Annotated in this window: 9 protein-coding genes; 6 read left to right on the top strand and 3 right to left on the bottom strand. The window is 68.3% G+C overall.

The features are described 5' to 3' along the window. Positions 1-96 precede the first annotated feature (96 nt). The 3 genes from ABZS64_RS37890 to metH all read right to left on the bottom strand — a co-directional run bounded on the left by ABZS64_RS37890 (position 97) and on the right by metH (position 6,507). Positions 97-1,692, bottom strand: a complete 1,596-nt coding sequence (locus ABZS64_RS37890; RefSeq protein ID WP_355839558.1) for an ABC transporter substrate-binding protein — start codon at positions 1,690-1,692, stop codon at positions 97-99. 504 nt (positions 1,693-2,196) lie between these two features. Continuing rightward, positions 2,197-2,898, bottom strand: a complete 702-nt coding sequence (locus ABZS64_RS37895; protein WP_355839560.1) for an HAD family phosphatase — start codon at positions 2,896-2,898, stop codon at positions 2,197-2,199. Positions 2,899-2,994: 96 nt separating this feature from the next. Next, positions 2,995-6,507, bottom strand: a complete 3,513-nt coding sequence (metH, locus tag ABZS64_RS37900) for a methionine synthase (protein WP_355839562.1) — start codon at positions 6,505-6,507, stop codon at positions 2,995-2,997. 243 nt (positions 6,508-6,750) lie between these two features. Between metH and ABZS64_RS37905 the strand changes: the two genes are divergently transcribed. The 6 genes from ABZS64_RS37905 (at position 6,751) to ABZS64_RS37930 (ending at position 13,581) form a co-directional block, all read left to right on the top strand. Continuing rightward, entirely contained in the window at positions 6,751-7,515 is a 765-nt protein-coding gene (locus tag ABZS64_RS37905) for an IclR family transcriptional regulator (protein WP_355839564.1), read from the top strand. Between the two features lie 230 nt (positions 7,516-7,745). Beyond that, entirely contained in the window at positions 7,746-8,534 is a 789-nt protein-coding gene (locus ABZS64_RS37910) for an MIP/aquaporin family protein (RefSeq protein WP_355839566.1), read from the top strand. Positions 8,535-8,563: 29 nt separating this feature from the next. Beyond that, the gene (glpK, locus tag ABZS64_RS37915) at positions 8,564-10,090 is read left to right on the top strand and encodes a glycerol kinase GlpK (RefSeq protein WP_355839568.1); all 1,527 of its coding nucleotides are present in this window, start codon (positions 8,564-8,566) and stop codon (positions 10,088-10,090) included. Positions 10,091-10,096: 6 nt separating this feature from the next. Continuing rightward, on the top strand, positions 10,097-11,701 hold the full coding sequence (locus ABZS64_RS37920) for a glycerol-3-phosphate dehydrogenase/oxidase (protein WP_355839570.1): 1,605 nt from the start codon (positions 10,097-10,099) through the stop codon (positions 11,699-11,701). 110 nt (positions 11,702-11,811) lie between these two features. Beyond that, positions 11,812-12,873 carry an LLM class flavin-dependent oxidoreductase gene (locus tag ABZS64_RS37925; protein ID WP_355839572.1) on the top strand — a complete coding sequence of 354 codons (1,062 nt, stop codon included), beginning with the start codon at positions 11,812-11,814 and terminating at the stop codon, positions 12,871-12,873. Between the two features lie 36 nt (positions 12,874-12,909). Next, a complete protein-coding gene (locus tag ABZS64_RS37930; RefSeq protein WP_355839574.1) occupies positions 12,910-13,581 on the top strand; it encodes a FadR/GntR family transcriptional regulator in 672 nt (223 codons plus the stop codon). The last annotated feature ends 149 nt before the right edge of the window (positions 13,582-13,730 follow it).

Raw genomic sequence — 13,730 nt, forward strand, 5'->3', positions numbered from 1 at the left:
GAGCGGTGCTCGACCTCCTCGGCGCCGTGCCAGCGCAGCAGGTCCAGCATCGTGGGATCCTGGAGCCCGCCGCCGCTCGCTCGTGTACCCGGAGGGTCATTGCGTGCCGCGGCCCAGCTCCCACAGCTGCAGGTCCGAGCTGGAGTTGAGCACCCGCTCGACACCGGTGACACCGGTGCGGGAGGCGACGTACTGCTTGCCCTGCCACAGCGGCAGCACCGGCACGTCCGTGGCGACGATCTGTTGGATCTTCGTGAAGGCGTCGGACGCGGAGGTGCGGTCGGCGGCCTTCCGCGACTCCGGGATGAGCTGCCGCGCCACCGTGCTCACGTACGGCGTGTTGAGGAAGTTGCCCTTGTCCAGGAACGGCGCGATGTAGTTGTCCGGGTCCGGGAAGTCGGGGAACCAGCCGAGACCGTAGACGGCGTAGTCACCGCGCTTCTGGGCGGGGCGGAACTTCGACCACTCGGTGCCCTCGATGGTGACGTCGAAGAGCTTGGTGGCGTTCAGCTGCTGCTTGAGCGCCTCGAACTCCTTGGCCGTACCGGCACCGTAGTGGTCGGTCGTGTAGTGGAGCTTCAGCTTCACCGGCGTGGTGATGTCGGCGTTGCGCAGGAGCTCCGCGGCCTTCTTGCGGTTCGGCTCGCCGTACTTGTTGTAGAAGGAGTTGGTGTGCGCCGCGATGCTCGTCGGGATGAGCGAGTAGAGCGGCTCGGCGGTGGAGCCGTACACCTGGCCCGCGATGTGGCCGCGGTCGACGACGGCCGCCATGGCCTGCCGGACGGCCTTGTTCTTCACCGACGGGTCGTTGGTGTTGAAGCCGAGGTAGCGGATCTCGAGGCCCGGCATCTCGGTGAGCTCGATGCCTTCCTTCGGGCTCTCGGACATGCTCTTGATCTGCTCGGGCGACATCGCCCGGGTCATGATGTCGATGTCGCCGGACTCGAGGGCCTTGCCCATGGCGCCGGCGTCCGCGAACGAGCGCAGCTCGACCTTGTCGTTGCTGAGCTTGAGGTCGCCCTTGTACGAGCTGCTCTTGCTGAAGACGACCTTGGTGATCTGCCCACCCTTGGTCTCGGTCTTCATGGTGTACGGGCCGGAGCCGTCGACCTGGAAGCCCTCGCGGAGCTTCTTGCCGTCGTAGTTCTTCTTGCTGACGATGGCGGCGGCCGGCGTGGAGAGCTTGTACGGGAAGGTCGCGTCCGGCGTGGCGAGGTGGAAGACCACCTCGTTGCCGTTGGCCTCCATGGTGTCGATGTTCGACAGGAGGGCGGCCGTACCGTTGTCGGCGTTGATGTCGAGTACGCGCTGGATGGAGAACTTCACATCCTCGGCGGTGACGTCGGTGCCGTCGGCGAACTTCAGCCCGCTGCGGAGCTTGCAGCGGTAGCTCTCGCTCACCTTGTCGGTGAAGCTGCAGGACTCGGCCGCGTCGGGGACGGGATCGCCGCCGCCGCGTGGGGCGTGCATCAGCGTCTGGAGGGTCTGCCGGAGCACGTTCCAGGCGCCGGTGTCGTACGCGTAGGCCGGGTCGAGGGGCGCGGGCGCGTCGTCGGTGGCGATGAACTGGTCCGTGGTGCCCACGACAATGGCATTACCGCCGCCGGACCCGCCGTCCGTCCCGCCGCAGGCGACGAGCACGGGCGCGAGCAGGCCTATCACGGCCGGCAGCACCAAGGTCTTACGGTTCATCCTGGACGTTCTCCTCATCCGGCACTGGGATACAGCGATGTCTTCGGGCGTCTCCGTCGCTGGCCGCCCGTTCGGAGCGGTGCGATCGGGCCGGGGAAACAGAGCGATCGGCACTGTGTTCCCATGGCTGGGTGGCCGCCGAGACACATCGATGATGCGACGAAGTTCTCGCGATGAGATTAGTGGGCAACGCCAGGAAAGCGTGACCCGGCCGGAGTTGAGGCGTATTCGCTCAGTGATCAGTTATGCCTGTGAGTGGATGGCCGCACCATGGAATGATTCGTACACCACTCCACCAAATGCGGACACAAGGGCACGTCCCGCACCCCTGAAGGGAGTGCGGAGAGGTCCGGACCAACATCACCCGGGCCACTCAGAGTGACGAACGTCACCTCGTGAATTCTGAATGGCCCGGGCCGGATAAGGGTGCCCGACGTCACGGAAAAAGCATGCCCGGCTGCCCAGAGTTTCCGCTGTATTCGAGAAACACGGACAGTACACGCATCAGTTCATCGTGGTGATGAGCGTGCGCAGAAAACCAAGGTCGACTTCTTCGAGCGACCGTACGACCACACGGCCGTCAGCAGGCGCGATGGGCGCCACCGACGGCACCGCCACCACCCGGCAGCCCGCCGCCTCGGCGGCGGCCACACCGGTCGCCGTGTCCTCGATGACGGCGCATCTCGCGGGCTCGGCGCCAAGCCCCCGCGCGGCCAGCAGATAGGGGTCCGGGTGCGGCTTCGTACGTGCAACCTCGTCACCCGCGACCGACAGCGCGAAGTACTGCGGGCCGAGCGAGGCGAGGATGCGGTCGATGATGCGCCGGTGGGAGGCGGAGACCAGCGCGGTGGGCACATTGTGCCTGGCCAGCTCGGCGAGCAGGCGTGCGGCGCCGGGCATCAGCGGGACACCGCGCCCGATCCGGTTCTCGAAGCGCTCGTTGAGCAGCACGGTCAGCTCGGCGAGCGTGATGTCCGCGCCGGTCGCCTCGATGAGATAGCCGGCGCTGCGCGTCATGGGGCCGCCCACCACCACGTCCCGCCATGCCTCGTCGAGCTCGTGGCCGAGATCCGCGAAGACCTCCACCTCCGCGTCCCACCAGAAACCTTCGGTGTCCACGAGGGTGCCGTCCATGTCGAGAAACACGGCCTGAAGGGCAGAGCCCTCCGCCGAACGGGTCAAGGACGCGGGGACCGTACTGGTCATCCGGCACACCTCCACTAGGGACGAGAAGGCCGGCCGCCTCCCAAGTGGGGAAGGCAACCGGCCTGCACTGGACCGACCAGTGTACGTCTCGGGCCGCTAACGTGCGTTGAAGTACTTCGCCTCGGGGTGGTGGATGACGATCGCGTCGGTGGACTGCTCGGGATGGAGCTGGAACTCCTCCGAGAGCTGGACGCCGATCCGCTCGGGCTCCAGGAGGGCGGCGATCTTCGCCCGGTCCTCCAGGTCGGGGCAGGCTCCGTAGCCGAGCGAGAAGCGCGCGCCCCGGTACTTCAGGGCGAACATGTCCTCCACGTCGGCCGGGTCCTCGCCCCCGAAGCCGAGCTCGGCGCGGACGCGCGCGTGCCAGTACTCGGCCAGCGCCTCCGCCAACTGCACCGACAGACCGTGCAGTTCGAGGTAGTCGCGGTACGAGTCCGACTCGAAGAGCTCGGCCGTGGCTTCACCGATCTTCGAGCCGACGGTGACGACCTGGAGCCCGACGACGTCCGGCTCGCCCGACTCCTCCGGGCGGAAGAAGTCGGCGAGGCAGAGGCGGCGGCCGCGGCGCTGGCGGGGGAAGGAGAAGCGGGTGCGCTCCGAGCCGTCCTCGTTCAGCAGGATCAGGTCGTCGCCCTTGGACACGCACGGGAAATAGCCGTAGACGACGGCCGCCTCCAGCAGGTTCCTGGTGTGCAGCTGGTCCAGCCAGCCCCGCAGCCGCGGGCGTCCCTCGGTCTCGACCAGCTCCTCGTACGTCGGGCCGTCGCCGGCGCGGGCCTGCTTGAGGCCCCACTGGCCCTTGAACAGCGCGCCCTCGTCCAGCCAGGACGCGTACTCCTTGAGCTGGATGCCCTTGATCACCCGGGTGCCCCAGAACGGCGGCTCCGGGATCGGGTTGTCGATGGCGACGTCGGAGCGCACGGCGCCCTCTTCGGGGCGCTCCTCGACGACCGCGTTCGTGGTGGCGCGGACCCGGCGCTGCTTGAGCTCGGGCAGGACGGCGCCGGGGACCCCGCGCTTGACGGCGATCAGCGCATCCATCAGGCGCAGGCCCTCGAAGGCGTCGCGCGCATAGCGAACTTCGCCCTCGTAGATCTCGTGCAGATCCTGCTCGACATACGCCCTGGTCAGCGCGGCGCCACCGAGGATGACGGGGTAGTCGGCGGCCATCCTGCGCTGGTTCAGCTCCTCCAGGTTCTCCTTCATGATCACCGTGGACTTGACCAGCAGGCCGGACATGCCGATCACGTCGGCCCGGTGTTCCTCGGCCGCCTCCAGGATCGCCGAGACCGGCTGCTTGATGCCCAGGTTGACGACGTTGTAGCCGTTGTTGGAGAGGATGATGTCGACGAGGTTCTTGCCGATGTCATGGACGTCGCCGCGGACGGTCGCCAGGACGATGGTGCCCTTGCCCTCCGCGTCGGACTTCTCCATGTGCGGTTCGAGATAGGCGACCGCGTTCTTCATGACCTCGGCGGACTGGAGGACGAACGGCAGCTGCATCTGGCCGGAGCCGAAGAGCTCGCCGACGACCTTCATGCCGTCCAGCAGCGTCTCGTTGACGATTTCGAGGGCGGGGCGGATCTGGAGCGCCTCGTCGAGATCGGCCTCCAGGCCGTTCTTCTCGCCGTCGATGATGCGGCGCTTGAGGCGCTCGTCCAGCGGCAGCGCGAGGAGTTCCTCGGCCTTGCCCGCCTTCATCGACTTCATGTTGACGCCCTCGAAGAGCTCCATGAGCCTCTGGAGGGGGTCGTAGCCCTCGCTCCGCCGGTCGTAGATCAGATCCAGGGCGACCTGGACCTGCTCCTCCTCCAGCCGGGCGATGGGAAGGATCTTGGACGCGTGCACGATCGCCGAGTCAAGTCCGGCCTTGACGCACTCGTCCAGGAACACGGAGTTGAGGACGACGCGGGCGGCCGGGTTCAGGCCGAAGGAGATGTTCGACAGGCCCAGCGTGGTCTGCACAGCGGGGCGGCGCCGCTTCAGCTCACGGATCGCCTCGATGGTGGCGATGCCGTCCTTGCGGGACTCCTCCTGGCCGGTGCAGATCGTGAAGGTCAGCGTGTCGATGAGGATGTCGGATTCGAGCACGCCCCAGTTGCCGGTCAGATCGTCGATGATCCGCTCGGCGATGGCGACCTTGTTCTCGACCGTACGGGCCTGGCCCTCCTCGTCGATGGTGAGCGCGATGAGCGCCGCTCCGTGCTCGACCGCGAGCTTGGTGACCTTCGCGAACCGCGACTCGGGCCCGTCCCCGTCCTCGTAGTTGACGGAGTTGATGACCGCGCGGCCGCCGAGCTTCTCAAGACCGGCCTCGATGACGTCGACTTCGGTGGAGTCGAGCACGATGGGCAGGGTGGACGCGGTGGCGAAGCGGCCGGCCAGCTCCTCCATGTCGGCGACGCCGTCGCGGCCGACGTAGTCGACGCACAGGTCGAGCATGTGCGCGCCTTCGCGGATCTGGTCCCTGACCATCTCCACGCAGTCGTCCCAGCGGCCCTCGAGCATGGCCTCGCGGAACTTCTTCGATCCGTTGGCGTTCGTCCGCTCACCGATGGCCATGAACGACGTGTCCTGGCGGAACGGCACCGTCTGATAGAGGGACGCGGCGCCCGGCTCCGGGTGCGGCTCGCGCTCGGTGGGGGCGAGATCGCGTACGCGCTCGACGACCTGGCGCAGATGCTCGGGCGTCGTACCGCAGCAGCCGCCGACCAGGGAGAGCCCGTATTCGCGTACGAAGGTCTCCTGCGCGTCGGCGAGCTCGGTCGCCGACAGCGGGTAGTGTGCGCCGTTCTTGCCGAGCACGGGCAGGCCGGCGTTCGGCATGCAGGACAGCGGGATGCGGGAGTGCCGGGCGAGGTAGCGCAGGTGCTCGCTCATCTCGGCCGGTCCGGTGGCGCAGTTCAGACCGATCATGTCGATGCCCAGCGGCTCCAGCGCGGTCAGCGCAGCGCCGATCTCGGAGCCGAGCAGCATCGTCCCGGTCGTCTCGACCGTCACCGAGCAGATCAGGGGGAGGTTGGCGCCGGTCGCGTCCAGAGCACGGCGGGCGCCCAGGATGGCGGCCTTGGTCTGGAGTAGGTCCTGGGTGGTCTCCACCATGAGGGCGTCGGCGCCGCCCGCGATCATGCCCTCGGCGTTCTGCTGGTAGGCGTCGCGCAGCTTCCCGTACGGGGCGTGGCCCAGCGTCGGAAGTTTGGTGCCGGGTCCCATGGAGCCCAGCACCCAGCGCTGCTGCCCGGTCGACGCGGTGAACTCGTCGGCGACCTCGCGGGCGATGCGCGCGCCGGACTCGGAGAGCTCGAAGACCCGCTCGGGGATGTCGTACTCCCCGAGGGCCGCGAGGTTTGCGCCGAACGTGTTTGTCTCGACGCAGTCGACGCCGACCTCGAAATAGGCCGAATGGACGGATCGGACGATGTCCGGGCGGGTCACATTCAGGATTTCGTTGCAGCCTTCGAGGTTCTCGAAGTCCTCGAGCGTCGGGTCCTGGGCCTGGAGCATCGTGCCCATCGCGCCGTCGGCCACGACAACTCGCGTGGCGAGGGCTTCGCGGAGGGCGTCGATTCGGGTCCGGCTGTCAGCGGAAGGGGTCGGCAGCGAGGCCATGGATGTGCTCCCTGGGATGCGACGGCTGTCGGCTTTGCGTCTTCCGGTGGAAGGCGCACTCGGCCAGCGTAGCCGGGCGGGGCGCAAGAGGGCGTCGCCGTCCCACGGGGCGGGACGGCATCATGTCCTCGCCGTGACTAGTTGGCTTTCGGCCACGAGGTACTCGCTCTGCGGTGACCAAGGTCGGCATCGACCGATAGTGTTCAGCATTGTCGAACCGCAGTGTGGAGAAGGGCCGAGCCGATGGCGAAGAACATCCAGTCACTCGAGCGGGCGGCGGCGATGCTGCGACTGCTCGCTGGCGGGGAACGCCGGCTGGGCCTGTCCGACATCGCCTCCTCCCTCGAGCTGGCCAAGGGCACCGCCCACGGCATTTTGCGCACCCTGCAGGCCGAGGGCTTCGTCGAGCAGGATCCGGCATCGGGCCGCTACCAGCTGGGAGCGGAGCTGCTGCGGCTCGGCAACAGCTATCTGGACGTCCACGAGCTGCGCGCCCGCGCCCTCGTCTGGACCGACGACCTGGCCCGCTCCAGCGGCGAGAGCGTCCATCTCGGCGTGCTGCACAAGCACGGGGTCCTCATCGTCCACCACGTCTTCCGGCCCGACGACAGCCGCCAGGTCCTGGAGATTGGGGCCATGCAGCCACTGCACTCCACGGCTCTGGGCAAGGTGCTCTCGGCGTACGACCCGGTGGCGCACACCGAGGTACTCGAGGTGGAGCGCAAGGTCTTCACTCCGCGGACCGTGACCGGCCTCGCGGAGTTCGAGTCGGTGCTCGACCACACCCGGGCACGGGGCTGGGCTGCCGATGTGGAGGAGACCTGGGAAGGCGTCGCCTCGGTGGCCGCGCCCATCCACGACCGGCGCCGGATGCCGGTCGGGGCGATCGCCATCACGGGCGCCGTCGAGCGGGTCTGCGACGGCTCCGAGCTGCGGTCCGAGTTGGTCGCGGCGGTGCGGGACTGCGCCCGCGCGGTCTCCCGGGACCTCGGCGCCGGGCGCTTCTGACCCATTTGTCGCATCATCGGTAACGATCGCGTTTCCGGCCACCAAGCCCTTGACGCCGTGTTAACCCGGGGGCAAAACTTCCGTGCATCGGTCGGCATTGTCGAACACCTACCGGCAATTGGCGTTAGAGTGTCGCAGTGCCAGGGCCGGTAACGCCCTTACCTGAGGGCGCGAACCACCGGAGGGACCCGGGGTTCGGCTTCCCTGGACGAAGGACAAAGGAGTCGCGGGTGTCCAACTCCGACATCTTCATCGGCGAGATCATTGGTACCGCCGTACTCATCCTGCTCGGCGGTGGCGTCGTCGCCGCGGTCGTGCTCAAGCGCTCGAAGGCGCAGAACGCCGGTTGGCTGGCGATCACATTCGGGTGGGGATTCGCGGTCATGACCGCGGTCTACATATCCGGCACGCTGTCCGGCGCCCACCTCAACCCGGCTGTCACGGTCGGCATCGCGATCAAGAGCGGTGACTGGAGCGATGTTCCGGTTTACTTCGCAGGTCAGATGGTCGGCGCCATGCTCGGTGCCGCGCTGGTCTGGGTCGCGTACTACGGACAGTTCCAGGCCCACCTCACGGACCCGGAGATCATCTCCGCGCCTCCCCACGAGGAGGGCCTGGTCAGCGAAGAGGCCGCTCCGAAGGCCGGCCCCGTGCTCGGTGTCTTCTCCACCGGACCCGAGGTCCGTGTGGTGTGGCAGAACCTGGCCACCGAGATCATCGGCACAGCCGTGCTCGTGCTCGCGGTCCTGACTCAGGGCCTCAACGACAGCGGCAAGGGGCTGGGCGTCATCGGCGCGCTGATCACCGCGTTCGTCGTCGTCGGCATCGGCCTCTCGCTCGGCGGCCCGACCGGCTACGCCATCAACCCCGCCCGCGACCTGGGCCCGCGCATCGTGCACGCCCTGCTTCCGCTGCCCAACAAGGGTGGCTCGGACTGGGGCTACGCCTGGATCCCCGTCGTCGGACCGCTGATCGGCGGCGCCCTCGCAGCGGGTATCTACGAGCTCGCGTTCGCCTAAGCCTCCCTTCGACCTCGCAGGAGCACTCCATGACCGACGCACACACCACCGGCCCGTTCATCGCGGCCATCGACCAGGGCACCACCTCCAGCCGCTGCATCGTCTTCGACAAGGACGGCCGGATCGTCTCCGTCGACCAGAAGGAGCACGAGCAGATCTTCCCGAAGCCGGGCTGGGTCGAGCACAACGCAGCGGAGATCTGGACCAACGTCCAGGAAGTCGTGGCCGGCGCCATCGAGAAGGCGGGCATCACCGCCGCCGACGTCAAGGCGATCGGCATCACCAACCAGCGCGAGACCACCGTGCTCTGGGACAAGAACACCGGTGAGCCCGTCCACAACGCCCTCGTCTGGCAGGACACCCGCACCGACGCACTCTGCAGGGAGCTCGGCCGCAACGTCGGCCAGGACCGCTTCCGCCGCGAGACGGGCCTGCCCCTCGCCTCGTACTTCGCGGGCCCCAAGGTCCGCTGGCTGCTCGACAACGTCGAGGGCCTGCGTGAGCGCGCCGAGCGTGGCGAGATCCTCTTCGGGACCATGGACTCCTGGGTCATCTGGAACCTGACCGGCGGCGTCGACGGCGGTCACCACGTCACCGACGTCACCAACGCCTCGCGCACCATGCTGATGAACCTGCACACCATGGAGTGGGACGAGAAGATCCTGCAGTCCATGGAGGTCCCGGCCGCGGTGCTGCCCGAGATCCGGTCCTCCGCCGAGGTGTACGGCACGGCCAAGGGCGGCGCTCTCGACGGCGTCCCGGTCGCGTCCGCGCTCGGCGACCAGCAGGCGGCCCTGTTCGGCCAGACCTGTTTCGCCGAGGGCGAGGCCAAGTCCACATACGGCACGGGCACCTTCATGCTGCTCAACACCGGTGAGACGCCCGTCAACTCCTACAACGGACTGCTGACGACGGTCGGTTACCGCATCGGCGACCAGAAGGCGGTGTACGCCCTCGAAGGCTCGATCGCCGTCACCGGTTCGCTGGTGCAGTGGATGCGCGACCAGATGGGCCTGATCAGCACCGCCGCGGAGATCGAGACCCTCGCGCTGAGCGTCGAGGACAACGGCGGCGCCTACTTCGTACCGGCCTTCTCCGGCCTCTTCGCCCCGTACTGGCGTCCCGACGCCCGCGGTGTCATCGCCGGTCTCACCCGTTATGTCACCAAGGCGCACATCGCCCGCGCCGTTCTCGAGGCCACCGCCTGGCAGACCCGCGAGATCAGTGACGCCATGACCAAGGATTCCGGCGTCGAGCTGACCGCGCTCAAGGTCGACGGCGGAATGACCTCCAACAACCTGCTGATGCAGACCCTCTCGGACTTCCTGGACGCACCGGTCGTGCGCCCGATGGTCGCCGAGACGACCTGCCTCGGCGCGGCCTACGCCGCCGGCCTCGCCGTCGGCTTCTGGCCGGACACCGACGCGCTGCGCGCCAACTGGCGCCGGGCCGCCGAGTGGACCCCCCGCATGGACGCGGACCAGCGGGACCGCGAGTACAAGAGCTGGCTCAAGGCCGTCGAGCGGACCATGGGCTGGATCGAGGACGAGGAGTAAGACGAGATGACCACCCTGCAGAGCGTCCCTGCCCTTGGGACGCACCCGGCCTCCGGCTCCCTGCCGAGCCGCGCCGAAACTCGGGAGCAGCTTTCCAAGGCGACATACGACCTCCTGGTGATCGGCGGCGGCATCCTGGGCATCTCCACCGCCTGGCATGCGGCGCAGTCCGGGCTGCGGGTGGCTCTGGTGGACGCCGGCGACTTCGCCGGCGCCACCTCCTCCGCCTCCTCCAAGCTGCTCCACGGCGGTCTGCGCTACCTGCAGACCGGCGCGGTGAAGCTGGTCGCGGAGAACCACTTCGAGCGGCGTGCGGTCTCCCGTCAGGTGGCCCCCCACCTGGCGAACCCGCTCACCTTCTATCTGCCGGTCTACAAGGGCGGACCGCACGGCGCGGCGAAGCTCGGAGCGGGCGTCTTCGCCTACTCGGCGCTCTCCGCGTTCGGCGACGGCGTCGGCCATGTCATCAGCGCCTCCAAGGCGCAGCGTGACGTTCCCGAGCTGCGTACGGAGAACCTGAAGGCCGTTGCCGTGTACGGCGACGACCAGATGAACGACTCCCGGATGGCCCTGATGACGGTCCGCGCGGCCGTCCAGTCCGGCGCCACCGTGCTCAACCACGCCGAGGTCACCGGCCTGCGCTTCACCAAGGGCCGGGTCACGGGCGCGGAGCTCAAGGACCGTACGGACGGCGCCGAGTTCGGCGTCAGCGCGCGTCTCGTGCTCAACGCCACCGGCCCGTGGGTCGACCACCTGCGCAAGATGGAGGACCCGAACGCGGCTCCCTCCATCCGGCTGTCCAAGGGCGCGCACCTGGTGCTCAAGCGCACCTCGCCGTGGAAGGCCGCGCTGGCGACCCCGATAGACAAGTACCGCATCACCTTCGCCCTCCCCTGGGAGGACATGCTGCTGCTCGGCACGACCGACGAGGAGTACGAGGGCGATCCGGCGGATGTCGCGGTCAACGACAAGGACGTCACGCAGATCCTGGACGAGGCCGCGTTCTCCATCCGCGACCAGCAGCTGTCCCGCGATCTGATCACGTACTCCTTCGCGGGTCTTCGGGTGCTGCCCGGCGGCCCTGGCGACACCTCGAAGGCGAAGCGCGAGACGGTCGTCACCGAGGGCCGCGCCGGCATGCTGTCGGTGGCCGGCGGCAAGTGGACGACCTTCCGCCACATCGGCCGCACGGTGATGAACAAGCTGGCTGCCCTGCCCGGGCAGCCGCTGGCCGAGGACATGGAGCCGATCTCGCGGCTGCCGAAGAAGCTGCCGCTGCCCGGTATCGCCAACCCGAACGCGGTGGCGCACCGGCTGCTGATCGACGGCGGAGCGCCGGGGCCGCGGATGGCCGCGGACACCGCGCGTCACCTCGCCACGCACTACGGCTCGCTGTCCTTCGACATCGCGCGTCTGGCCAACGACGACCCGGCGCTGGCCGAGCGGATCCACCCGGACGCGCCGGAGATCTGGGCGCAGGTCGTGTACGCGCGTGACCACGAGTGGGCCGAGACGGCCGACGATGTGCTGCGCCGTCGTACGACCCTGACGATCCGGGGGCTTGCGACGGACGAGATCCGCGGCAAGGTCGAGGACGTGCTGGGCAAGTAAGGCACACCGGTAAGGGGCGGTCGCCGTGGCGGCCGCCCCTTACGCATGCCCCTCGAGTCGTGCCATACGGCAGCCACACTCCGGCAACATCCGGCGGAGAGAGTTGAAGCATGAAGTTTCAAGTGCTCTCCCTCATCAACCACGCCCCGCATCCGCTGACCGGCGAACTCTCCCCGGCCGCCGACCGGTTCGAGGAAGTACTCGCGCTCGGTGAAGCGGCCGAGCGGCTGGGCTTCGACGCCTTCTCCGTCGGCGAGCGGCACGCGGGCCCGTTCCTCTCCTCCAGCCCCACCGTGGTGCTGAGCGCCCTCGCCGCCCGTACGAGCAGGATCAAGCTCCTCACCGGCGTCACGGTCGTAGCGATCCTCGATCCGGTCCGGGTCGCCGAGGACTACGCGACCCTCGACCAGCTCTCGCGCGGCCGGATCGAGCTGGTCGTCGGCAAGGGCGCGGAGGCAGGACACTTCGATCTCTTCGGGCTCGACGAGGAGCGCCAGTGGGATCTGCAGAAGGAGAAGTACGAGCTTCTGCGCCGGCTGTGGGTCGAGGAAGGGGTGGACTGGGAGGGCGAGTTCCGCCCGCCGCTGCACGGGGTGACGACGGTGCCGCGCCCGTACGCAGGGCTGCCTCGGATCTGGCACGGCTCGGCCACCAGCCTCAACTCCCCCGAACTCGCGGCCAAGCACGGCGATCCGCTGTTCACCGCCAATGCCGTCCAGCCGCGCGAGGCGTACGCGAAGCTGATCGCCCACTACCGCGAGCGCTTCGAGGCATACGGCCACGATCCCGCGCGCGCCCATGTCGCGGCGGGCTCCGGCGGGCTCTTGATCGCCGACTCCCCGCAGCAGGCGGTGGACCGCTTCAAGGAGCTGTACGAGGCGAAGGTGGCGCAGAGCTTCAAGCCGCATCTGGAGGGCAAGGCCGGGTACAACACCTCGTTCCGCACCATCGAGGACGCCATGGCGAACGGGCCGCAGCTCATCGGCAGTCCGCAGCAGATCATCGACAAGATCCTCGGCTATCACGAGGTGTACCGGCACGACCTGCAGTCGATCACGGTGGACGGTTTCGGGCTCGATCGGGCAGAACAGATCGAAACGCTCCAGCGATTTGCCGAGGAGATCGCCCCAATCGTGCGGAAGGAGGCTCCGAGCACGCTTTGGGACGCATAATGGGGGCCGATACATCGGATGTATGGAGGGTCGCCCATGGCCGTAACCGACGAGGCCATCGAGAAGATCAAGGGAATGATCGTCTCGGGTGCGCTGCGCCCCGGCGACCGCCTCCCCAAGGAGAGCGAACTCGCCGCCGAGCTGGGCCTGTCCCGCAACTCGCTGCGCGAGGCGGTGCGTGCACTGTCGCTGATCCGCATCCTCGATGTGCGGCAGGGCGACGGCACGTATGTCACCAGCCTGGACCCGCAATTGCTGCTCGAGGCGCTGAGCTTCGTCGTGGACTTCCACCGGGACGACACGGTGCTTGAGTTCCTGGCCGTACGCCGCATTCTGGAACCGGCCGCCACGGCAATGGCCGCGACGCGGATCAGCGAGAGCGAACTGGACGTATTGAGCGCCCAGTTGGACGCGCTCGGGCCGCAGCCGTCGGTGGAGGAGCTGGTCGCCACCGACCTCGAATTCCACCGCGGCATCGTGCAGTCCTCGGGCAATTCGGTGCTCTGCTCCCTGCTGGACGGCCTCTCCGGCCCGACCACGCGGGCCCGCGTCTGGCGCGGCCTGACCCAGGAGGACGCGGTGAGCCGGACCCTGCATGAGCACCGGGCGATCCTGTCGGCGCTGCGGGACCGGGACGGGGAGGCGGCGAGGTCGTGGGCGACGGTGCATATCGCAAGCGTGGAGCAGTGGCTGCGGTCCACCCTCTGACCGGGGCTCCGCCCCGGACCCCACGCCTCAAACGCCCGCCGGGCTGGATGTGCGGCTCGGCTCCTCTCCTCGATCCCCGGCGCTGCTGTCACCAGCATCCGGATCGACGGTGTCCTGCACGAGTTCACCACCGTGCCGGGTGTCAAGGA

Origin of the sequence: Streptomyces sp. NPDC005408, from assembly GCF_040606445.1 — a bacterium.
In the GTDB taxonomy this organism is placed as follows: domain Bacteria; phylum Actinomycetota; class Actinomycetes; order Streptomycetales; family Streptomycetaceae; genus Streptomyces.

Coding starts and splice junctions, on each gene's coding strand:
- ABZS64_RS37905 (WP_355839564.1), top strand. CDS start 6,751: ATGGCGAAGAACATCCAGTCACTCGAGCGGGCGGCGGCGATGCTGCGA.
- ABZS64_RS37930 (WP_355839574.1), top strand. CDS start 12,910: ATGGCCGTAACCGACGAGGCCATCGAGAAGATCAAGGGAATGATCGTC.
- ABZS64_RS37925 (WP_355839572.1), top strand. CDS start 11,812: ATGAAGTTTCAAGTGCTCTCCCTCATCAACCACGCCCCGCATCCGCTG.
- ABZS64_RS37920 (WP_355839570.1), top strand. CDS start 10,097: ATGACCACCCTGCAGAGCGTCCCTGCCCTTGGGACGCACCCGGCCTCC.
- ABZS64_RS37890 (WP_355839558.1), bottom strand. CDS start 1,692: ATGAACCGTAAGACCTTGGTGCTGCCGGCCGTGATAGGCCTGCTCGCG.
- metH (WP_355839562.1), bottom strand. CDS start 6,507: ATGGCCTCGCTGCCGACCCCTTCCGCTGACAGCCGGACCCGAATCGAC.
- ABZS64_RS37895 (WP_355839560.1), bottom strand. CDS start 2,898: ATGACCAGTACGGTCCCCGCGTCCTTGACCCGTTCGGCGGAGGGCTCT.
- glpK (WP_355839568.1), top strand. CDS start 8,564: ATGACCGACGCACACACCACCGGCCCGTTCATCGCGGCCATCGACCAG.